At 66.5% G+C, this 21,275-nt stretch carries 19 protein-coding genes; 5 read left to right on the top strand and 14 right to left on the bottom strand.

From position 1 onward, the window contains the following. Positions 1 to 32: 32 nt before the first annotated feature. The 14 genes from P5705_RS17585 to P5705_RS17520 all read right to left on the bottom strand — a co-directional run bounded on the left by P5705_RS17585 (position 33) and on the right by P5705_RS17520 (position 14,165). The gene (locus P5705_RS17585; protein ID WP_277462143.1) at positions 33 to 728 is read right to left on the bottom strand and encodes a response regulator; all 696 of its coding nucleotides are present in this window, start codon (positions 726 to 728) and stop codon (positions 33 to 35) included. Next, entirely contained in the window at positions 725 to 3,379 is a 2,655-nt protein-coding gene (locus P5705_RS17580) for a sensor histidine kinase (protein ID WP_277462142.1), read from the bottom strand. Before P5705_RS17580 ends, P5705_RS17585 begins: the two co-directional genes overlap by 4 nt. Before the next feature lie 132 nt (positions 3,380 to 3,511). After that, positions 3,512 to 4,069: a potassium-transporting ATPase subunit KdpC gene (kdpC, locus tag P5705_RS17575; RefSeq protein WP_277462141.1), complete on the bottom strand. Its 558-nt coding sequence runs from the start codon at positions 4,067 to 4,069 to the stop codon at positions 3,512 to 3,514. A 12-nt stretch (positions 4,070 to 4,081) separates the two neighbouring features. Further along, on the bottom strand, positions 4,082 to 6,136 hold the full coding sequence (gene kdpB / locus P5705_RS17570) for a potassium-transporting ATPase subunit KdpB (RefSeq protein ID WP_277462140.1): 2,055 nt from the start codon (positions 6,134 to 6,136) through the stop codon (positions 4,082 to 4,084). Between the two features lie 10 nt (positions 6,137 to 6,146). Continuing rightward, positions 6,147 to 7,841, bottom strand: coding sequence for a potassium-transporting ATPase subunit KdpA (kdpA, locus tag P5705_RS17565; RefSeq protein ID WP_277462139.1), 1,695 nt, complete (start codon positions 7,839 to 7,841; stop codon positions 6,147 to 6,149). A gap of 9 nt (positions 7,842 to 7,850) precedes the next feature. Then, positions 7,851 to 7,940: a K(+)-transporting ATPase subunit F gene (kdpF, locus tag P5705_RS17560; protein ID WP_011534724.1), complete on the bottom strand. Its 90-nt coding sequence runs from the start codon at positions 7,938 to 7,940 to the stop codon at positions 7,851 to 7,853. 202 nt (positions 7,941 to 8,142) lie between these two features. Continuing rightward, entirely contained in the window at positions 8,143 to 9,195 is a 1,053-nt protein-coding gene (locus tag P5705_RS17555) for an AI-2E family transporter (RefSeq protein WP_277462138.1), read from the bottom strand. A 10-nt stretch (positions 9,196 to 9,205) separates the two neighbouring features. Beyond that, positions 9,206 to 10,000 (bottom strand): DUF4892 domain-containing protein, encoded by a 795-nt coding sequence (locus P5705_RS17550; RefSeq protein WP_277462137.1) that lies wholly within the window; start codon positions 9,998 to 10,000, stop codon positions 9,206 to 9,208. Between the two features lie 102 nt (positions 10,001 to 10,102). Then, complete coding sequence (locus tag P5705_RS17545; protein ID WP_277462136.1) at positions 10,103 to 10,957, bottom strand: alpha/beta fold hydrolase; 855 nt, start codon at positions 10,955 to 10,957, stop codon at positions 10,103 to 10,105. Further along, entirely contained in the window at positions 10,954 to 11,745 is a 792-nt protein-coding gene (locus P5705_RS17540) for an alpha/beta fold hydrolase (RefSeq protein WP_277462135.1), read from the bottom strand. The genes P5705_RS17545 and P5705_RS17540 overlap by 4 nt, the downstream gene beginning before the upstream one ends. Before the next feature lie 98 nt (positions 11,746 to 11,843). Next, positions 11,844 to 12,227, bottom strand: coding sequence for a hypothetical protein (locus P5705_RS17535; RefSeq protein WP_277462134.1), 384 nt, complete (start codon positions 12,225 to 12,227; stop codon positions 11,844 to 11,846). 98 nt (positions 12,228 to 12,325) lie between these two features. Next, positions 12,326 to 12,784: a phosphohistidine phosphatase SixA gene (sixA, locus tag P5705_RS17530; protein ID WP_277462133.1), complete on the bottom strand. Its 459-nt coding sequence runs from the start codon at positions 12,782 to 12,784 to the stop codon at positions 12,326 to 12,328. Then, on the bottom strand, positions 12,781 to 13,128 hold the full coding sequence (locus P5705_RS17525) for a DUF4389 domain-containing protein (RefSeq protein WP_213657585.1): 348 nt from the start codon (positions 13,126 to 13,128) through the stop codon (positions 12,781 to 12,783). Before P5705_RS17525 ends, sixA begins: the two co-directional genes overlap by 4 nt. Positions 13,129 to 13,139: 11 nt before the next feature. After that, positions 13,140 to 14,165 (bottom strand): NAD(P)H-dependent glycerol-3-phosphate dehydrogenase, encoded by a 1,026-nt coding sequence (locus P5705_RS17520; protein WP_277462132.1) that lies wholly within the window; start codon positions 14,163 to 14,165, stop codon positions 13,140 to 13,142. Between the two features lie 161 nt (positions 14,166 to 14,326). Here P5705_RS17520 and P5705_RS17515 point away from each other — a divergent pair, with 161 nt between their 5' ends. The 5 genes from P5705_RS17515 to fabB all read left to right on the top strand — a co-directional run bounded on the left by P5705_RS17515 (position 14,327) and on the right by fabB (position 21,240). After that, on the top strand, positions 14,327 to 16,474 hold the full coding sequence (locus P5705_RS17515; RefSeq protein WP_277462131.1) for a TonB-dependent receptor plug domain-containing protein: 2,148 nt from the start codon (positions 14,327 to 14,329) through the stop codon (positions 16,472 to 16,474). After that, positions 16,474 to 17,364, top strand: coding sequence for an ABC transporter substrate-binding protein (locus P5705_RS17510; protein ID WP_277462129.1), 891 nt, complete (start codon positions 16,474 to 16,476; stop codon positions 17,362 to 17,364). Before P5705_RS17515 ends, P5705_RS17510 begins: the two co-directional genes overlap by 1 nt. Continuing rightward, positions 17,361 to 19,289: a response regulator gene (locus tag P5705_RS17505; protein WP_277462127.1), complete on the top strand. Its 1,929-nt coding sequence runs from the start codon at positions 17,361 to 17,363 to the stop codon at positions 19,287 to 19,289. Before P5705_RS17510 ends, P5705_RS17505 begins: the two co-directional genes overlap by 4 nt. Positions 19,290 to 19,495: 206 nt before the next feature. Then, a complete protein-coding gene (gene fabA / locus P5705_RS17500) occupies positions 19,496 to 20,011 on the top strand; it encodes a 3-hydroxyacyl-[acyl-carrier-protein] dehydratase FabA (protein ID WP_023631260.1) in 516 nt (171 codons plus the stop codon). A gap of 11 nt (positions 20,012 to 20,022) precedes the next feature. Beyond that, positions 20,023 to 21,240, top strand: coding sequence for a beta-ketoacyl-ACP synthase I (gene fabB / locus P5705_RS17495; RefSeq protein WP_277462124.1), 1,218 nt, complete (start codon positions 20,023 to 20,025; stop codon positions 21,238 to 21,240). The last annotated feature ends 35 nt before the right edge of the window (positions 21,241 to 21,275 follow it).

Here is a 21,275-nt window from a genome sequence, read left to right as displayed (position 1 = left end):
GCTGAGCCGGTGTTCGCCGGCAAAGCCGGCTCCTACACAGAGGGTGCCACCAGTCGGTACCCCACGCCCGCCTCAGTGACGATGAACCGTGGTGCCGTGGGGTCATCCCCCAGCTTCTGGCGCAGATGCCCCACCACGATACGCAGGTAGTGGGTGTCGTCCACGTGGGTCGGCCCCCAGATATCCTTGAGCAGTTGCTGCTGGGTGATCACCCGCCCCGGGTGCCCGGCCAGCTGCGCCAGCAGCGCGTACTCCTTGCGCGTCAGCGCCACCTCGACGCCCTCCAGCGTCACCTTGCGAAAGGCGAAATCCACTACCAACGGCCCGAAGCTCGCGGTAGATGTCGCGCTGCCGACCTGCGGCGCCTGGCGCAGCAATGCGCGCACCCGGGCGAGGAACTCCTGGATACCAAACGGCTTGGTCACGTAATCGTTGGCCCCGCCATCCAGCGCATCGACCTTCTGCACCTCGCTGGCGCGCACCGACAGCACCATCACCGGCACCGTGCTCCACTCGCGCAGCTCGCGCAGTACCTGCTGGCCGTCCATGTCCGGCAACCCGAGGTCGAGCACCACCAGGTCGGGCTTGTTCAGGGCGGCCTGGGTCAGGCCCTCGGTGCCGGTGGCGGCCTCGATGACCTTGTAGCCTTGAGATGCCAGGCTGATGCGCAGGAACTTGCGGATCTGCGGCTCGTCGTCGATGACCAGCAGGGTGGCGGCTTGGCTCATGGGGCTTCACTTTCGCTGTCGGGTTGGGTCGGCAGCGGCAAGCATAGAGTGATGCAGGTGCCGTGGCCATCGATGCCGTCGCCGACCAGGATGCGCCCGCCATGGGCGCCGATCATGCCCTGGCAGATCGCCAGGCCCAGGCCGGTGCCCTGCCCGCCCCGGTCGCCGCGAGCGGCGGTGTAGAACATGTCGAAGATCTTCTCGCGCTCGTCCTGGGGGATCCCGGGGCCTTCATCGGCGACGGCGAAGCACAGTTGCTCGTCGCGCACCGAGACCTGCAACTCAAGGCGGCCCTGCGGTGGCGAGAAGCGGGCGGCGTTCTCCAGTACGTTGATCAACGCCTGCTCGATCAACGCCGCGTGCACGAACAGCAGCGGCAGCTCGGGCGGTACTTCGGTATGCACGCGCAAAGGCGCCAGTACCACGCGCAGGCGGTTGAGGGCGCTGCCGACGATATCGGCCGGGGATACCCAGTCGCGGGCCAGCTTGAGCGTGCCGTGGCCCAGGCGGGTCATGTCCAGCAGATTCTGGATGTAGCGGTCCAGGCGCTCGGCCTCGTTGCGGGTGCCTTCGAGCAGTTCGCGGCGGTCGTCCGGCGGGATCGCGTCGCCCAGGGCCAGCAGGCTGTCGATGCTGCCGCGCATGGAGGTCAATGGGGTACGCAGGTCATGGGACACGGAGGCGAGCAAGGCACTGCGCAGTTGCTCGGTTTCACCGTGCAGCCGGGCGGCTTCCAGCTGCTCGCCCAAGCGGGCGCGGGCCAGGGCCTGGGCCAAGGGTTGCGCCAGGGCCATCAACAGGCGGCGCCGTTGGGCGCTCAACGGTTCGCCATTGCGTGGGCGTATGCCAAGCAGCGCCAGGGGTTGCTCCTCCACGGCCAGCGGCCACCACCACCAGCGACCGTGGGGCAAGGTGTCGCTGCCAAAACCGGCGGCCTGGCCGTGTTGCCAGGCCCATTCGGCAGCGGCGCGCTCATTGTCGGTGAAAGCATGGCCGCCACCACTGGCGACCTGCAGCAGGCCGTCGCTGCTGCGCTCCATCAGGCACACCTGCACGTCCTGCCAACCGTCCATATGCTGGCCGGCGGCGCTGAACACGGCCTGGCGGTCGGTGGCCACCGTGAGGCGACGCGACAGGTCGAGCAGCTGGTTGGTCTGCGCCTGGGTTTCACGCAGCGCCTGCAACTGGCGGCGCTGGCGGGCGGCGAGGTTGCCAGTGAGCGCGGCCATCAACAGGAAGAACACCAGGGTCAGCACATCCTCTTCACGCTGGATGGCGAAGGAGAAGTTCGGTGGGATGAACAGGAAGTCGTAGGTGAGGAACGACAGCGCCGCGCAGGCCAGCGCCGGGCCCAGGCTGCTGCGCACCGCTACCAGCAGCACGGCGGCGAGGAACACCAGGGAGATGTTGGGCAGCGCCAGCACGCTCGACACGGCCCAGGCGAGGCCGGCGGCCAGCAGCGTGGCGACCAGCGCCAGCAGGTAGTGGCGCCACACCCATACGCGCTGGACTGCCGCCCGGGCCGGTTGCGGCTGGGCGTCGCGGTCGAGCACGTTGATTTCCAGGCCGTGGCTCTCGCGCAGCAGGCGGGCGGCGACGCCGGCGCCGAAGAAGCGCCGACGCAGCAGGTCGCGGGACTGGCCCACCAGCACCAGGCTGGCACGGCGCTCGGCAGCGTGCTGGATCAGCGTGCGCGCCACCTCACCGGCACGCAACAACACCACTTCACCGCCAAGGCGCTCGGCCAGTTGCTGGGCCGCCTGCAGGCGATGACGGGCGGTTTCATCGCGCAAGCGGCCGTTGTCGACATGGACCACGCTCCACGGCAGGTGGCGGCGCTGGGCGACGCGGCTGGCGTGGCGTACCAGCCGTTCGGCCTGATCGTCGCCATCGATGCCCACCAGCAGGCGACCGCGCAGGGCCGGCGCTTCCTGGCCGCGCTGGCGGTAGCCGCTGGCAAGGTCGGCATCCACCTGGGCGGCGGCGGTCTGCATGGCCAGCTCGCGCAGGGCGGTGAGGTTGGTCTGGGAGAAATAGGCTTCGATGGCCGCCCTCGCCTGCTCGGGCACATAGACCTTGCCTTCGCGCAGGCGCTCGAGCAGCTCGCGGGGCGGCAGGTCAATCAAGACCAGTTCAAAGGCTTCCTGCAGCACCCAGTCGGGCAGGGTCTCGCGCACCTGCACGCCGGTGATATCGCGGACCTTGTCGTTAAGGCTTTCCAGGTGCTGGACGTTGACCGTGGTGTACACGTCGATGCCGGCGGCGAGCAGTTCCTGCACGTCCTGCCAGCGTTTGGCGTGGCGGCTGCCGGGGGCGTTGGTGTGGGCCAGTTCGTCGACCAGCACCAACGGTGGCGCGGCCTTGAGCAGGCCGTCGAGGTCCATCTCCTCGAGCATCACGCCGCGGTATTCGCTGCGCAGCAGGGGTTGCTGGGTCAGGCCGCCGAGCAGGGCCTCGGTCTCGGCGCGGCCGTGGGTCTCGACCACCCCGGCCACCACCTGCACGCCCTGGCGTTGCTGGGCGTGGGCGGCTTGCAGCATGGAGAAGGTCTTGCCGACCCCGGGCGCGGCGCCGAGAAATACCTTGAGCCTGCCGCGGCCTTCCCGGGGCAGGCCCGCCAACAGCGCGTCGGCGCGGGCGGAGTCACTCATGTTTCATCCTTCACAAGTAGCGAATTCGGGCCTGCTGCGCAGGCCATCGCGGGTAAACCCGCTCCTACAGGCTCGATGCCGTACCTGCAGGAGCGGGTTTACCCGCGATGGGTCGCAAAGCGACCCCCGGCATCAATGGCTCGGTGCGAGGTGCTCAAGCGCCTGGTTCAACGCCAGCACGTTCACTACCGGCGGCCCGATCAGTGGACGCAGGGTGGCGTCATTCACCAGCACTTGCAAGCGCTCCTCCGCTACCTGCCGCGCCGCCGCCACACGCGGCAGCTGGTAGGCGATCGCCTCGGGCGGCAGGTGCGGGTCCAGCCCGCTGCCGGACGTGGTCAACAGCGCTTGGGGCACTGGCCCCAGCTGCGCCTGGTATTGCGCGGCGGCATCGCCCTTGACCCGCTCGGCCAGCGCCGGGTTGCTCGGCGACAGGTTGCTCGCGCCACTGGCCACGGTGGCATAGGCGCCCGCCGAAGGCCGCGCCTGGAACCAGGCGTCGCCCTTGAATTCCTGGGCGATCAGCGCCGAACCACGCACCTCGCCGCGGTCATCGCGCACCAGGCTGCCATTGGCCTGCTCAGGGAAGGCGACCTGGGCAATGCCGGTCACCGCCAGGGGGTACAGCGCGCCGGTGACCACGGTCATCAGCAGGATCAGGCTCAGGGCCGGGCGTACATAAGCAGTCATGTCAGTCTCTCCTCAGACCAGGTGCAGCGCGTTGAGCAGCAGGTCGATCAGCTTGATCCCGGCGAACGGCACGACGATGCCGCCCAGCCCGTAGATCAGCAGGTTGCGCCGCAGCAGGTGGGCGGCGCTGGCGGCCTGCACCCGCACCCCGCGCAGGGCCAGGGGGATCAGCACGATGATGATCAGCGCGTTGAACACGATGGCCGAGAGGATCGCGCTCTGCGGGCTGGCCAGGTGCATCAGGTTGAGCACGCCCAATTGCGGGTAGATGGCGGCGAACAGCGCCGGCAGGATGGCGAAGTACTTGGCCACGTCGTTGGCGATGGAGAAGGTGGTCAGCGCGCCACGGGTGACCAGCAGCTCCTTGCCCACCTGGACCACGTCCAGCAGCTTGGTCGGGTCACTGTCCAGGTCGACCATGTTGGCGGCCTCGCGGGCGGCCTGGGTGCCGTCGTTCATGGCCATGCCCACGTCGGCCTGGGCCAGGGCCGGGGCGTCGTTGGCGCCATCACCGCACATGGCCACCAGGCGGCCGTCGTTCTGCTCCTGGCGGATGCGCGCCAGCTTCTTCTCCGGGGTGGCTTCGGCGAGCACGTCGTCCACGCCGGCCTCGGCAGCGATGGCGGCGGCGGTCAGCGGGTTGTCGCCGGTGACCATCACGGTGCGGATACCGAGCTTGCGCAGTTCGGCGAAACGCTCGCGGATACCGGGCTTGACCACGTCCTTGAGGTGGATCACGCCCAGCAGACGCTTGTCGACACACACCAGCAACGGCGTGCCGCCGCTCTGGGCGATGCGTTCCACTTCACGGGCCAGGGCGGCGGGCAACTCCAGGCGTTGCAGGCCGCAGAAGGCCAGCACCGCATCGACGGCGCCCTTGCGGTAGCGACGCTGCTGGAAGTCGATACCCGACAGGCGGGTCTCGGCGCTGAAGGCGATGGCTTCGTACTGGGTGCTCGAGGGCTCGTCGAAATCGTGCAGTTGGCGCAGGTACTCGACGATCGACTTGCCTTCGGCGGTGTCGTCGGCCAGGGAGGCGAGCAAGGCGCCCTCCCCCAGCTCCTTGGCGGTCACGCCCGAGGCTGCGTGCAGGGCGCTGCAACGGCGGTTGCCGAAGGTGATGGTGCCGGTCTTGTCGAGCATCAGGGTGTGCACGTCGCCGGCCGCCTCCACCGCACGGCCGGAACGGGCGATCACGTTGAGGCGCACCAGCCGGTCCATGCCGGCGATACCGATGGCCGACAGCAGGCCGCCGATGGTGGTGGGGATCAAGGTCACCAGCAGCGCGGCGAGGAAGATCAGCGGCAGCTCGCCGCCGGCGAAGCGGGCGAACGGCTGCAGGGTCACCACCACGATCAGGAAGATCAGGGTGAGGCCGATCAGCAGGATGTCCAGGGCGATCTCGTTGGGGGTCTTCTGCCGCTTGGCGCCTTCGACCAGGGCGATCATGCGGTCCAGGGTCGACTCGCCCGGGTTGCTGGTGATGCGGATCAGCAGCCAGTCGGAGACCAGGCGGGTGTTGCCGGTGACGGCCGAGCGGTCGCCGCCGGACTCGCGGATCACCGGGGCGGATTCGCCGGTGATGGCCGCCTCGTTGACGGCAGCGATGCCTTCGAGCACCTCGCCGTCACCGGGGATCAGTTCACCAGCCACCACGCGCACCACATCATCCTTGCGCAATTGAGTGGCGACGACGGTCTCGAAACTGCCGTCGTGCTTGCGACGCTTGGCAGTCAGGCCCTGGCTGCCGGCCTTGAGGCTGTCGGCGCGGGCCTTGCCGCGGCCTTCGGCCAGGGCTTCGGCGAAGTTGGCGAACAGCACGGTGAACCACAGCCAGACGGCGATCTGTACCGCCACGCCGGTGCTCACGCCGCTGCCGGGGGCGAAGCACAGCACGGTGGTCAGCACGGCGGTGAGGGCCACCACCAGCATCACCGGCGAGCGCTTGAGCTGACGCGGGTCGAGCTTGACGAAAGCCTGCACCAGCGCCGGACGCCACAGGGCGGCGAAGCGGGTCTGGTCCTTGGCGCTATGGCGCGCCTTCACTTCGGGAATGGGCATGTTCATGGTCGGTTCCTCAGAAACCCAGGCTCAGGTGTTCGGCGATCGGCCCAAGGGCCAGGGTCGGCAGGAAGGTCAGGCCACCGACCAGCAGGATGGTCACCAGCAGCAGCGTGGTGAACAGCGGGCCGTGGGTGGGGAAGCTGTTGAGGCCTTGCGGCGCGCTCTTCTTCGCCGCCAGGCTGCCGGCCAGGGCCAGCACCGGCAGGATGTAGCCGAAGCGGCCGATCAGCATGGCCAGGCCGATCATCACGTTGTGGAACGTGGTGTTGGCGCCGAAGCCGGCGAAGGCCGAGCCGTTGTTGGCGGTGCCGGAGGTGTAGGCGTACAGCAGTTGACTGAAACCGTGGGCACCGGGGTTGGTCACTGCGCCGGCCGGCCCGGGCAGGCTGGCGGCGATGGCACCAAGCACCAGCACACCCACCGGCATCACCAGCAGGGTGGCCACCAGCAACTGCACTTCACGGGCCTGGAGCTTCTTGCCCAGGTACTCCGGGGTGCGGCCGATCATCAGGCCGGCCAGGAACACGGCGATCAGCACGAACAGCAGCATGCCGTACAGGCCGGCGCCGACACCGCCGAAGATCACCTCACCCAGCATCATGTTGACCATCGCCACCATGCCGGTCAGCGGGTTGAGGCTGTCGTGCATGGCGTTGACCGAACCGTTGGAAGCGGAGGTGGTGGTCACCGTCCACAGCACGGAACCGGTGGTGCCGAAGCGGCTCTCCTTGCCTTCCAATGGCGCGCTCTGTTGCACCTGGGCGCTTTCCAGGGCCGGGTTGGGCTGGTATTCCGACCACAGCGCGGCGCTGCCGCCGATCAGGAACAGCGCCAGCATGCAGGCGATGATCGCGCGGCTCTGGCGCAGGTCCTTCACGTAATGGCCGAAGGTGAACACCAGAGCCACCGGGATCAGGATGATCGAGGCCACCTCGAACAGGTTGCTCCAGGCCGTGGGGTTCTCGAACGGGTGCGCCGAGTTGACGCCGAAGAAGCCACCGCCGTTGGTGCCCAGCTGCTTGATGGCGATCTGGCTGGCGGCCGGGCCCAGCGGGATGGTCTGGTCGGTGCCTTGCAGGGTCACGGCGTGGACATAGTCGGCGAAGGTCTGTGGCACACCCTGCCATACCAGCAGCAGCGCCAGCACCAGGCACAGCGGCAGCAAGCCGTAGAGGGTGGCGCGGGTCAGGTCGACCCAGAAGTTGCCCAGGGTGCCGACCGAACGACGGGCAATACCCCGGCTCAGGGCGACCAGCACGGCCAGGCCGGTGGCGGCGCTGACGAAGTTCTGCACGGTCAGGCCGATCATCTGGGTCAAGTAGCTGACCGAGGCCTCACCACTGTAGGACTGCCAGTTGGTGTTGGTCATGAAACTGACCGCGGTATTGAACGCCTGCGACCACTCCTGGCCGGGCAGGTGCTGCGGGTTGAGCGGCAGCGAGCCTTGCAGCAACAGCACGGCGAACAGCAGCAGGAAGCCGGCCAGGTTGAAGGCCAGCAGGGCCAGGGTGTACTGCTTCCAGTTCTGCTCCTGGTCGGCGTTCACGCCAGACAGGCGATAGCAGCCCCGCTCCAGCGGGCCGAGGATCGGCGACAGCCAGGTACGCTGGCCTTCCATCACCTTGTAGTAGAAGCGCCCGAGCCAGGGCGCCGGCAGCAGCACGATGGCGAAGAACGCCAGCAGCAGCAGGTAATCGTAACTGTGCATGGTCGCCCCTTAGCCGCGATCGGCGCGCAGCAGCGCCACCAGCAGGTAAACCGCCAACGCCACCGCCAGAAGCAGTGACAGCCCGTCGAGCATGTACATGAGTGAATCTCCCCAGATTGCGGCGTGAGGGCCGCTTTGGGGAAATTGTCCGAGGGAGGGGCGTAAAGGGGCGAGACCAGGTGTGGGGCCGGGGCATAAAGAATGCGTAAAGATCAGGTATTGCGGTGCCTGTACCGGCCTGTTCGCCGGCAAGCCGGCTCCTATCTTCTCTGTAGGAGCCGGCTTGCCGGCGAACCGGTCTTCAATGCTGCGGCGATTGCTGCCCGGAATTACGGCTCCAGTCCAGCAGCAGGCTGTAACCCACCGCCAGCAAGGTCGGCCCGATGAACAACCCGATGAAGCCGAACGCGAGCAGGCCGCCGAACACCCCCAGCAGCACGATCACCAGCGGCAGGTTGCCGCCCCGGCTGATGAGATAAGGTTTGAGTACGTTGTCCACGCCACTGATGACGAAGGTGCCCCAGATGCCCAGGAACACCGCCATGCCATAGTCGCCCTTCGACACCAGCCAGGCCGTGGCTGGTATCCAGGCCAGCGGTGGCCCCATGGGGATCAGGCTGAGCATGAACGTCACCAGGCCGAGCACGATGGCCCCCGGCACACCGGCGATCAGGAAGCCGATCAGCGCCAACAGCGCTTGCGCGGCGGCGGTGCCGATCACGCCGTTGACCACCCGCTGCACGGTGCCGGCGACCAGGTCGACGTAGTACTCGGCGCGCTCACCCACCAGCCGCTGCAGCAGCCGGTGCACGAACGCCGCCAGGCGCGGGCCGTCGCGGTAGAAGAAGAACACGAACACCAGGCTGAGCGTGAGCTCCAGCACCCCACTGCCGATCTGCGCGCTGCGCGCCAGCAACCAGTTGCCCACCTGGCCGAGATAGGGCTTGGCGGAGGCCAGCAAGGCCGCGCCTTGCTGGTCGAGGGACTGCCACCAACTGACCAGCCGACCACCGACGAAGGGAATGCCGCCGACCCACGCCGGCGCATCGGGCAGGCCGTCGACCTGCACGTCCCGCACAAAAGCGGTGGCGTCGCGGATATGGTCGGCGAGGTTGAAGCCCAGCCACACCAGCGGCAACGCGACCAGCAGGATCCACACCGTGGTCAGCAGGCTCGCGGCCAGCGTCTCGCGCCCGCCGAGCAGGCGGGTGAGCAGGCGCATCAGTGGCCAGCTGGCGAAGGCGAGAATCGCGCCCCACAGCAACGCCGAGATGAACGGGGCCATCACCCACAGCGCCGCGCCAAGCAGCGCGAGCAGCAGGATCTGGATCAACAGGCGGTCATTGTTGGCCATGGGCGCTCACTCAACGGATCAATTCCAGGTGCAAGCCTTCGGTCGGCGCATCGCCCACTTCCAGCCGGGCACTGCGCACGCCGGCCTGGACCAGCTGCTCGCGCCAGGCCTCGGCGCCGCTGCCGCTGAGGCTGGCGCGTAGCGTGCTGTCGAGGTTGAGGCTGCGGGCCAGCAAGGCGGCCCAGGTGGCCTGGGGCTTGGCAAGGTCAGGGTAGTCGAGTTTGCCGGTGTCGCGCAGTTCGCGAAGTACCGTGGCCGGGGTGGGCAGCAACTCGCCCAGCGGGCTGGCGGCGACGAACTCCTCGACATGCAGGTAGGCGCGACGGTTGCCGCGAGTCACGCTGTACAGCGCCACCAATGTATCGGCTTCTTCAGCGGAGCGGCGCAACAGGATGAACGCCTGCTGTTCATCACCGCCATTGAGACGGGCATTGGCGAACACATCGTTGGCCCACAGGCTGGCTTCGCCGCAATCGCGGCCCTGGCACCAGAACAGGGGATAGCCGCCATCGTGCTGCAGCGCTTCGCGGGCGCTGGTGAAGGCTTCGCGAGCGCTTCGCTCGACCGGCAGTTCATAGGTGACCGAACTGACCTGGCCGCGGCTCTCGACCTTGTCATCGACCCGCAGGCGGCCACTGATCTTGCGCAGCGGGCCCATCGGGTAAACCCGCTCCTGCTCCACGGCCGGACGCTGGTCGACCACCTTGGCATCGACGGGAACTGGCAGGTTATCTGCAAGCAGCAGCGGGCTGACGGCGGCGAGGCAAGCGGCGATGGTGCCGCGAATGAAAACAGGTGCGCTCATCGGCCGCCCTCGCAGAGGCCGGGGCAAAGCGCGTGAATGTCTGGCAAGTACATGGTTGTCTCCCTTTCAACCCGCCAAGCCTCGACACTTGCCCGGTGCAAGTCAAGGAATGCCAAAGAAGCGATTGAAACAGTCTGCGACAAGGGTCGCGCCCTGGGCGTCGTTCAGGTGCAGGTGATGCCCGCCTGGCAGGATCGTCTGCTCGAAGGGTAGCTGCTCCAGCAGTTCCGTGTGACGCGCCAGCATGCCATCGGCCGCGACCACCAGGCAGGCCGGGCAGGCGACGCGCTGGACGAAGGCCATGGCCTGGGCCTGGTTCAGGCGTGTTGGCGACGGCAGTGTCAGGCGCGTGTCACTGCGCCAGCTGTAACCGCCGGGCACCGGCATCAGGCCACGCTGGGCCAGCAGTTCGGCGGCTTCGCGGCTGACCGCGACCATGCCCTTCATGCGCGCCTCGACGCCCTCCTCCAGGCTCGCGTACACCGTCTTGCGCTTGCCCTCCAGGCGCAACTGCGCCTGCAACGCCATCCCCAGGCGCTCGGCGGCGTCCTGCTCGGCAATCGTGGGCGGGATGACACCGTCGATGAGCGCGAGGTGGCTGATGCGCTCGGGCAAGGCCCCGGCCAGTTGCACCGAGATGATCGCGCCCAGCGAGTGGCCGAGCAGGCCGAAACGCTGCCAGCCCAGCTGTTCGGCGACCCGCAGCACGTCATGGGCGTAGTCGGCCAGGGCGTAGCCGGCACCGATTGGGCGATGTTCCGAGTAACCATGCCCGGCCAGGTCCAGGGCGACGATGCGCAGCCCTTTCAGTTGCGGCGCCAGGCGGGCGAAGCTGTTGGCGTTGTCCAGCCAGCCATGCAGGGCGATCACCGGCAGGCCATCAGCCGGCCCGAACAGGTGCGCGGCCAGCTCGATATGACCGAGCGCCAGGCGTACTTCCTCGACGTGGGCACTCATGGCTGCTGGCTCCAGCGGTCGAACAGGCCCTTGATCAGGCTCGCGGTGTCGCCGGGGCGCTCCAACGGGAACATGTGCCCACCCGGCAGGCTGTGGTACTCGCCCTTGGCCATGCCGCGCACCGCCAGCCCATGGTGCTTGCGGATCACCCGGCTCTGGGCACCGCGCACCATGGCCAACGGCACCTGCAACTGGCGGGGTGGCGCCGGGCTGACATGGGGGATGCTGCGGTAGATGCTGATCTCGGTGGCGGGGTCGAAACGCAGGCGCAGGCCGCCCTCGGTGCTCACCAGGCCGTGTTCGAGATACGCCTCGAGGCATTCAGGGTCGAAATGGCGGAACAGGGTCTTGCCCGAGAAATACTGGCGGGCGCTGTCACGGTCGGGAAACGCCTCACGCCGCCCCAATGTGCGCCCAGCCGGGGTGATGCGGTCGATGAAACCCAGGCGCTTGGCCGCCTGGATAAGCCATTCGTCGACACGGGTCAGCACCGGCGAGTCGAGCATCACCACACCCCGGTAGTACTCAGGACGGCGCAGCGCCGCATGCAGGTGCAGCACGCCCCCCAGCGAATGCCCGACACCCCAGACCGGGGCTGACTGTTGCTCCAGATGGTGCAAGAGTTCATCGACCAGGCTCTGCCAGTTCTCGTTCACCGGAAAACGCGGATCATGGGCGTGCTGCGCCAGGTGCCGAACCTCGTAGTCCGGTGCCAGCGCGGCGAACAGCTTGCCGTAGGTGGCCGACGGGAAGCCGTTGGCGTGGGCGAAGAAGATCTGTTGCGACATGGCCGCCTGCTCTGCACGGGGAAGGTCGGGCCATTGTCGACAAGGCGCCGGTTGCCGGCAACGTCCGGAAAGGTCATCGCCAAGGGCGATCAGGTCATTCAGAACTCACCGAAGCTCTGCATCGAGCGGCGCAAGCAGGCTTGCACGTAGGCCAGTTGCTGCTCCAGGGCCTCACGCGCGAGGCGCTTGTCCTGGGGCCCCAGGCCCAGTCTGCGCAAGGCCAGGCAGCTGCTTTGCAACAGGTGCGCCATGCGGATGCTGGCATCCTGCAGGCGCCGCAAGTCTTCCTCACCCTCGAACATCGAACCCTGATCGACGCCCCGCGCCTTACGCACCTTGCCCATCAACTGGTAGAACTTGGCATCGGCCGACTCACGCAAAAGGCTGTATTCGGCAAAATCCAGCACGCTGTCCCGCTGCACCTTTTCCAGTGTGGGCTGTAGATCAACCGAACACACCAGCTCCAACCTTCGGTTTTTCATCCCACGCTCCGGGGTCCTGCCGCACGGTCATATCCTGGCGAGGACGCTAGCAAGGCCTTGGAGCGCGCGACAACTGGCAAAAATGCCAGTTGTCGATTTCATGCCGAATGATGGAGGTCGCGCAGGGTCATCAGCCCTGCCAGCGGCCAGTCGCCTTCCAGCTCAGCCAGGCTGGCCGTGCTCATGGGCGCAGGCTGCTGCTGATGACCCTGCTCGAGCAGACTGACCAAGGTGCCCACCAGCGGCTGGTGGCTGACCAGCAGGACATGCTCGAGCCCCAGCCGCTCGATTTCACCGACCACCGCCTGCGCATCGCTGTCCGGAGTGAGCCAGGGCACGGTGCGCACCGGGTCGGCAAAGCCAAGGGCCCCATGCACCAGTGCTGCGGTCTGCTGAGCTCGCACGTAGGGGCTGGCGATGATCGCCTGCAGTGGTTGCCCCAGCAAGCGGGCGGCGCTGCGCAGCACCTGCTCACGGCCGTGGGCGGTCAGGCGCCTTTCGGCGTCGCTGTTGGCGCGCGGTTCGGCCTCGCCATGGCGCAGTACCCAGAGCTTCACAGCTTGGGTTCCTCGTCACGCACCGGGTGCGGTGCCGGGGCCACGGCGTGGGGCGCTTCACCTTCAGGCGCACGCGGCGCCGGCCAGTCGGCGAACGGCCAGGGCTTGCTGTCGGTGTGGAAACTGCCGAAACGACCGATCTGCGCCAGGTACTGGCTGAGGCTGTCACCGAAGTTCATCAGGCTGGCGCTGGGGGCGCCGTAGATCAGCCGGTAAATCAACTGGACCAGCACCAGGCCGCCCAGCAGCAGCTCGGCCAGTTGCCAGACCACCAGGAACACCAGCATCCACAGCACCCGCAGGATGATCGATTCGCGCTGGGCGCGCTCCGGGGTATCGTTCATAGGTCGCTCCTTCAATTGAAACCGCTGGTGGAAATGAAATCGACATCGGTCTTGGGCTCGGCGCGCATCAGGTGCTCGATCACCTGGTTGAGCGTGCGCCCCTCGAACAGGATGGCATGCAAGCCTGCTACCAGCGGCATGTACACCTGCACTTCCTGGGCCTTGGCCTTGAGCACCTTCAGCGTGTTGACGCCTTCGGCCACCTCGCCCAGGCGGTTGACCGCCTCCTCCAGGCTCAGCCCCTGGCCCAGGGCGTGGCCGACCTGATAGTTGCGGCTCTTGGGCGAGGAACAGGTAACGATCAGGTCACCCACACCCGCCAGGCCCAGGAAGGTCATTGGATTGGCTCCCTGGCTCACGGCGAAGCGGGTCATCTCGGCCAAGGCGCGGGTGATCAGCATGCTCTTGGTGTTCTCGCCCATCCCCAAGGCCACGGCCATGCCAGCAATGATGGCGTAGACGTTCTTCAGCGCACCGCCCAGTTCGACACCGAAACGGTCGCTGCTGGCGTAGACGCGGAACGTGCGGCCATGCAGCACCTCCTGCACGCGCTTGCAGAGCGCTTCGTCCTCACTGGCCACCACGGTGGCCGTCAACGCGTGCTCGGCGATCTCGCGGGCCAGGTTGGGGCCCGACAGCACACCGATGTGCGCCCCGGGGGCGATCTCCTCGAGGATCTGGCTCATCAGCTTGAAGGTGTGCGCCTCGATGCCCTTGGTGAGGCTGACCAGGCCCTTGCCGCGCAACAGTTCGGCGTGGGGCGCCAGCACGCTGCGCAAGGCACTCGAAGGCAAGGCGACGAAGATCAGCGCGCAGCCCTGTAGCGTGGCGAGCAGGTCGTTGACCGGCTGCACGCCGTCGTGCAGGCGGATGCCCTTGAGATAGCGTGGGTTCTCGCGATTGACGCGCATTGCTTCGGCCTGGGCCGGATCACGCATCCACTGGCGAACCGGATGGCCATTCTCCGCCAGCAGGTTCGCCACGGCGGTGCCGAAGCTGCCGCCTCCAAGAACCGCAACAGGTTGCTGTTCAGTCATATCCAATCCGTTAACCAATAAAGTAAATGGCGACCTGCGCATTATACGGGGCGCATGCGACAGAACCAGTGTCGCGTCACAGGGCCTGGGAGCGGGCTCGCCCGGCGATGCGGCAATTCGCCAGCCACCGATCACTGGCAAAAGCCACGCGGTCGGTTAACATGCCTGATTCATCTCTGAAACAAGGCCGTTTCGTGTTCCCTGGCACGCCCCCTTACCCACGCCTGTTGCTGCTGACCGCCCTGCTCGGCGGCCCGGCCATGGCCGACGATCTGTTCATCGACAATCAAGACCTGCCCCAGGTTCTGACCGCCACGCGCCTCAAGCAATCCCCGGCGGCAGTGCCGGGCAGCATGACCGTGCTCGACAGCGAGCTGATCCGCGCCAGCGGTGCCCGTGACATCCCCGAGCTGCTGCGCCTGGTACCCGGCATGATGATCGGCTACGGCGCCGGCAACCAGCCAACGGTCAACTACCATGGCAGCAACGTCAGCGACGCCCGGCGCATGCAGGTACTGATCGACGGCCGCTCGGTGTACCGCGCGGGCCTCGCCACGGTGGACTGGAGCGACATCCCCGTGGCCATGGAAGACATCGAGCGCATCGAAGTGTTCCGCGGCCCGAACACGGTCAGCTACGGCGCCAACGCGCTGATGGCGGTGGTCAACATCCTTACCCGCAACCCCGCCGACAGCCATGGCACCCGCGTGAAGATGACCCGAGGCCAGGATGGCATCAACGACTACTACGCCAGCCAGGGCTTTGGCTGGGACAGTGGCGACTTGCGCTTGTCGCTGTCGGGCCAGCAGGACGACGGCTTCGACGAGGACCAGTTCGGCCGCGACTACCGCGACAGCCGCCGGGCCAACCGCATCAACATCAATGCCGTGCACAGCCTGGCACCGAACCAAACGCTGGATTGGCAGTTGGCGGCGAAGGAAGGCAGCAACCAGCGGCCATATACCTATCAACCGGTGTTCGGCAACTACCGGGCCGGCGACAACGCCGACGTCAACGCCAAGGACTATGCCGGCTCGGTGCGCTGGAACATTGACTTTGACCCAGAGCACAGCCTGTACATCCAAGGCTCCGCCCAGCACTTCGACCGCCAGCAGGTGTGGGGGGCCTGCGATGCCGCCATCGCCTTCAGCCCGGAGCTGACCCAGATGTGGCGACTGGACCCTAACTTCACGGAAAAGGTCGCGCGCAACCTGTACACCGGCAACCTGCCCACCACCAGCGACCCGACGCTCGCCACACTGATGGGCCAGGTGCGGGACCAGTGGTCCAACGGCGGTCGCAACACCATCTGCGGCGATGTCGACCAGAGCACCCGCGAGACCCGCTACGACCTGGAGATCCAGGACACCCTGAGCCTGACCGACAGCCTGCGTCTGGTCAGCGGCCTGAACTACCGCTACGACCGCGCCGACTCGCAGACCTACTTCAACGGCAGCCTCGACGACCAGACCTGGCGCCTGTTCGGCCAGCTCGAATGGCGCGCCGACGAACACTGGATCCTCCAGGGTGGCGCGATGTACGAGCATTCCCAGCTGTCGGGCAACTCGCTTACCCCACGGGTCGCGGTGAACTACCTGATCACCCCGCGCCACGGCTTGCGCGCGGTGTACTCCGAGGCGATCCGCTCGCCGGACATGTTCGAGAACAACGTCAACTGGAGCTACACGGTCAAGAACCTCACGCCCAACCTCTACGGCCTGCAGAACGGCGAATACTTCGTCAAGACCCGCGGCCCCGGCAACCTCGACCAGGAGCGCATGCGCTCGCGCGAACTGGGCTACAACGGCAACTTCACCGACCTCGACCTGAGCATGGACGTGAAGCTGTTCTACGACGAGATCACCGGGATGATCAGCGAGCCGTTGAAAAACAACCAGTTCATCGCCAGCAACGCCAACAAGGCGCGCTTCACCGGCAGCGAGGCACAGTTCGACTGGCGCGCCACCCAGCGCGACCGCCTGCGCGTCACCTACGCCTACGTCGACGCCTGGGCCAGCAACCCCAACGACCGGCGCCTGAGCGCACGCAACAGCGGCTCGGCCGGCTGGCTGCGCGAGTGGGGCCAGGGTTGGTCCAGCGCACTGTTCTACTACGGGGACGACGCGCTCAACCAGTACCGCTACGAACGTGTCGACCTGCGCCTGGCCAAGCGCTTCAAGATCCAGGGCAGCAACCTGGAACTGGCGGCCCTGTGGCAACAGCGCCTGGATGACGAGCCGGTCACGCTGGGGCAGAACCGTTATGACAGCCGCCACCGCCTGAGCGTCAGCGCGGAGCTGGACTTCTGATGATCGGCCTGCTGCGCTTGCTGCTGCTCTGCCTGCTGCCACTGGGATCGCTGTCCGCCAGCGAAATCCTGCTGGTGGGCGCGGAAGATCAGCCAGGCATCCGCAGCTTCGCAGCCGCCCTGGAAAAACGCCGGCCGCAGGACCAGGTCCGCTTCCAGACCGTGGCGCAGATGCCACGCCCTGGCCAGCTGAAGAGCGACACCCGGTTGATCCTGCTTGACGGCCCGGCACTGGAATGGCGACTGGGCGATAGCGCCGGGCCGCCGGCGCTGGCCCTGCGGGTCAGCCGGGTTCAAGCCGAACAACGCCTGGGGGCCTCACGCCCGGCATTCCTCAGCCTGCTGTGGAGCGATCCGCCGCTTTCGCGGCAACTGCGCCTGGCCCGCTACCTGTTGCCGCAGGCACGGCGAATCGGCGTGCTGTACGGTCAGCACAGCCGATTCCTGCTCGATGAGCTGCGCCAGGCCGCTGCGGCGCAAGGGTTGGAGATCGTCGCGCAGGACTGGCCCGACCTGCGCGACAGCCGCCCGCTGCAGCACCTGCTGGGCAACAGCGATATCCTGCTCGGGCTCGACGACCCTGAACTGTACAACTCCAAGTCCGCGAAGAATGTGCTGCTCAGCAGCTACGCACGGCAGATGGCGCTGATCGGTCCGAACGTCGGTTTCGTGCGCGCCGGCGCCCTGGCCAGCACCTTCAGTGACCAGGATGACTGGTTGACCGTGCTCGGCCACCTGCTCGACCAACCGCCGGCCCGCTGGCCGCGCAGCCTCTACCCCACCCACTTCGGCGTCAGCGGCAACCAGCAGGTCGCCCGCGCCCTTGGCCTGGAAGCGATCGACCCGGACGCCGCCGCCCTGGCCGTGGCCGAAGGAGAAACCACGCCATGAGCAAACGCCTGAGCTGGGACATTCATACCCGTACCCAGATCATCAGCCTGGGCCCTGCCCTGCTGCTCACCTTGCTGCTGATCAGCTTCTTTACCTTCGTGCGCATCCAGGACTTGCGCCAGGAGCTCAACCACACCGGGCAACTGATCGCCAACCAATTGGCCCCGGCCTCTGAATACGGGGTGATCTCGGGCAACAACGAAGTGCTCGACAGCCTGATGCGCGCCACCCTGAGCATCCCCCATGTGCGTTTCCTCGAAGTGCAGGACAGCCGCAATCACATCCTGGTGTACGTGGAGCAGCCGGAAGAAAGCCTCAATCGCGCGCAACGGGTGGAGGTGTTCCAGGCCCCCATCCGCCTGCAGCAGATCCGCCTGGACAATGATTTCCTGCTCGGCAAGGCACCGCCACCGACCATCGGCGACGATTACCTGGGGCGGGTGATCGTTGGCATGTCCGACGATGCCTTCAGCCAGCGCCAGCAGGAAATCGTGATCAAGGCTGCCATCCTGGCGCTGTTCGCGCTGTTGTTCACCTTCCTGCTCGCAAGGCGCCTGGCCATGAGCCTGTCGAAGCCGATCAGCGACATGGGGCACGCGGTGCGGGCGATCCAGCAGGGTGACTTCAATGCGCCGTTGCCGGTGGTCGACGACAGCGAACTGGGCCATCTGGCTCGGCACATCAACAACCTGGCCAGCGCCCTGGACCAGGCCGCCGACGAACAGCAACAAGCCATGGGCCAGTTGATCCAGGCCCGCGAGGAAGCGGAACAAGCCAACCGCGCCAAGTCGGACTTCCTGGCCATGATGAGCCATGAGCTGCGCACGCCCATGAACGGCGTGCTGGGCATGCTGCAACTGCTCGAGACCACCGAGCTGACCAGCGAGCAGACCGAATACACCGCAGTGGCCAGCGAGTCCACCGGGCATCTGCTCAAGGTGATCAACGACATCCTCGATTTCTCGCGGATCGAGCGCACCACGCTGGAGCTCGAACATATCGACTTCAACCTGGGCGAACTGATCAGCAGCAGCGTCCAGTCGTTCCAGCACACCGCCCAGCAACGCGGCCTGGACCTTCACCTGCAACTGCCACCGGACGTCGACCACCTGCAGGTGGTGGGCGACCCGACGCGGATCCGCCAGATCCTGTTGAACCTGGTGGGCAATGCCCTGAAGTTCACCGAGCGTGGCGAAGTGGCAGTGGAGGCACGCTGGCAAGTACTCGACCGCCAACTGCTGTGGTTTACCTGCACCGTACGCGACACTGGCATCGGCATCGACAGCAACCGCCTGGAAATGATGTTCGTGGCCTTCCAGCAGGCCGACAGCTCGATCTCGAGACGCTATGGCGGCACCGGCCTGGGCCTGTCGATCGCGCGCACCTTGGCCGAGCGCATGGGCGGCCAGTTGCGCGGCGAAAGTCGCGAAGGGCTTGGCTCGACATTCACCCTGGAAATGCCATTGGCCCTGGCCGCCGTACCGGCCAGCAGGTTGCCCGGCACGGCGCTGGATGCGCCTGGCGGCAGCGAAGGTGGGCGGATCCTGCTGGTGGAGGACAATCCGGTCAATCAGAGCGTCATCGAAGCCATGTTGCGCAGCCTGGGCTACGAGGTCAGCCTGGCCATCGATGGCGCCCAGGCGGTCGAGCAGGTAGGCCAGCAACGTTTTGTCGCAGTCCTGATGGATTGCCGCCTGCCGCACGTGGATGGCTACGAGGCGACCCGGCGCATCCGCCTGCTGCCACAACACGCCGGCCTGCCGATCATCGCCCTGACCGCCAGCGCCCAGCAGGGCGACCGTGAGCGTTGCCTGGCAGCGGGCATGAACGATTACCTGAGCAAGCCGTTCAAACGTACCGACCTGCAGCGCATCCTGCACCGCTGGTTGCCCGGTCAGACAGCCGCGACTGGCGATAAATGCTAAAGTGCGGCAGTCTTAGGGACTGGACAGGACCGCCGCTGGGCCTGAAAATAACATTTCAGTGCACACCTGTACTCTTTTTGCCAGGTGCGCTGTGACTTTCACCACAACGCAATAGTCTACCTGTAGGCTGCCGCCCCAGATGCAAAGCGCTTCGGGCCGGCCGGGAAGATTCATCCCCTGCCACAGGGGGTTATTGAGGAGCTCGCATGACCAAACAAAACGCCTTTACCCGGGAAGACCTGCTGCGCTGCAGTCGCGGTGAGCTGTTCGGCCCCGGTAATGCGCAACTGCCCGCCCCGAACATGCTGATGGTCGATCGCATCACCCATATCAGCGAGGAAGGCGGCAAGTTCGGCAAAGGTGAATTGGTCGCCGAGCTGGATATCAATCCGGACCTGTGGTTCTTCGCCTGCCACTTCGAAGGCGACCCGGTGATGCCGGGCTGCCTGGGCCTCGACGCCATGTGGCAGCTGGTCGGTTTCTTCCTCGGCTGGCAAGGCCTGCCGGGCCGTGGCCGTGCGCTGGGTTCGGGCGAAGTGAAATTCTTCGGCCAGGTACTACCCACCGCCAAGAAAGTCACCTACAACATTCACATCAAGCGCGTCCTCAAGGGCAAGCTGAACATGGCCATCGCCGATGGCTCGGTCAGCGTCGACGGTCGCGAGATCTACACCGCCGAAGGCCTGCGGGTCGGCGTGTTCACCTCCACTGACAATTTCTAAGGGTTATTCGCATGCGCCGCGTCGTGATCACTGGTCTGGGCATCGTATCGTGCCTGGGCAATGACAAAGCTACCGTCACCGAAAACCTGCGCAACAGCCGTCCGGGTATCCGTTACAACCCGGAATACAAGGAAATGGGGCTGCGTAGCCAGGTTTCCGGTTCCATCGACCTGAATCTGGAAGAGCTGATCGACCGCAAGGTCTATCGCTTCGTCGGCCACGCCGCCGCCTACGCGTACCTCGCCATGCAGGACGCGATCAAGGATGCCGGCCTGACCGAAGAGCAGATCTCCAACCCGCGCACCGGCCTGGTCGCCGGTTCCGGTGGCGCCTCCACGCTGAACCAGATGGAAGCCCTGGACACCCTGCGCGAGAAAGGCGTCAAGCGTGTCGGCCCGTACCGTGTCACCCGTACCATGGGCAGCACCGTGTCGGCGTGCCTGGCCACCCCGTTCAAGATCAAGGGCATCAACTACTCGATCTCGTCGGCCTGCGCCACCTCGGCACACTGCATTGGCACCGCCCTCGAGCAGATCCAGTGGGGCAAGCAGGACATCGTCTTCGCCGGTGGTGGTGAAGAAGAGCACTGGAGCCAGTCATTCCTGTTCGATGCCATGGGCGCCCTGTCGACCAAGCGCAACGAAACCCCCGAACTGGCCTCGCGTGCCTACGACGCCGACCGTGACGGCTTCGTCATCGCTGGCGGTGGCGGCATGGTGGTAGTCGAGGAGCTGGAGCACGCCCTGGCCCGTGGCGCCAAGATCTACGCCGAGATCGTCGGCTACGGCGCGACCTCCGACGGCTACGACATGGTCGCCCCAAGCGGCGAAGGCGCGATCCGCTGCATGCAGCAGGCGCTGTCCACCGTCGACACCCCGATCGACTACCTGAACACCCACGGCACCTCCACTCCCGTCGGCGACGTCGCCGAAATGAAGGGCGTGCGTGAAGTGTTCGGCGACAAGGCACCGAAGATCAGCTCGACCAAGAGCCTCTCGGGCCACTCGCTGGGCGCCGCAGGCGTGCACGAGGCGATCTACTGCCTGCTGATGATGGAGAACGACTTCATTGCCGGCTCCGCCAACATCGACGAGCTGGACCCGGAAGTGGCCGACCTGCCGATCGTGCGCAAGACCGAAGACGCCAAGCTCACCACCGTGATGAGCAACAGCTTCGGCTTCGGCGGCACCAACGCCACCCTGGTGCTCAAGCGCTGGGAAGGCAAGTGATCGCTTGATCCGCTGAACAAAAAGCCCCGGCCTTG

The organism is Pseudomonas entomophila (genome assembly GCF_029478665.1).
Taxonomy (GTDB): Bacteria; Pseudomonadota; Gammaproteobacteria; order Pseudomonadales; family Pseudomonadaceae; genus Aquipseudomonas; species Aquipseudomonas entomophila_F.
This window is presented reverse-complemented; position numbering and strand designations above follow the sequence as displayed.